General features: G+C 32.6%; 2 protein-coding genes. Both read right to left on the bottom strand.

Annotated features, from left to right (window positions below):
• Positions 1–385: hypothetical protein (locus RI557_RS11660; RefSeq protein ID WP_310683948.1), on the bottom strand; the 385-nt coding region annotated here is incomplete at its 3' end.
• Between the two features lie 102 nt (positions 386–487).
• A partial coding sequence (locus RI557_RS11655) for a hypothetical protein (protein WP_310683946.1) occupies positions 488–720 on the bottom strand: 233 nt, incomplete at its 5' end.

The following is a 720-nucleotide window of genomic DNA, read 5'->3' as shown; positions in this document are numbered from 1 at the left end:
ATAAAAAGTTATCCCATTCTAAACTTGCGAAAAAGTCTGAACCGGGAAAAAAGTTTTCCGGATACTCATATCTTCTCAATTCTGAGGTTAATCGAATTCCATTTAAATCCTCTAAACGCGAACCGAATATCAAACCATCTCTGTAATCAATATCAAAAATATATCCGGCTTCTTGAGTAAAACTCCATCCTTTTTTCCCTGTAGTTTCAAGACCTAAAGAAATACCCATGCTATTTGAGAAAATATCTCCCAGTAATGAGCTAACCGGAAACTTAAGAGTATATTCTCTATTCTTATTCACTAAACTGCTGTCTGATTGAGCATTGAGTTGTGAGAATAAAAACAGAAAAGCCGATATAATTAGAAGTGATAGTATCTTTTTCATAACGGTAGTGTTTAATTGATTTCTATTCCTGAAAATATCAAACACAATTAAGCTCAGCTTTTAATTGTATAAAAAAAATATTGATTTAAAGACTTTTAAAGTCTATTCAACTTTTTTATAGACATCTTCGCGTTGTAAGCCATTTAAAAAAATTGAGAATAGTCCAGTTGAATCAGAATATTGGCAATGTCTGTGGATAGGCTCTTCGAGAGGTTTTCCGTCATAACCATCGTAAAACACTAACTGAACTCCCTGAAACTTATACTTTTTCTCGATTATCCCTTCTCGCTTTCCTGTATGCTTATTGATGTAGTAATTGCTCCAAATAGAATCAT

This window comes from Salibacter sp. (genome assembly GCF_031581065.1).
Lineage (GTDB): Bacteria > Bacteroidota > Bacteroidia > Flavobacteriales_G > Salibacteraceae > Salibacter.
The sequence above is the reverse complement of the archived record's forward strand: the minus strand, read 5'-3'. Positions and strand labels throughout refer to the sequence as shown.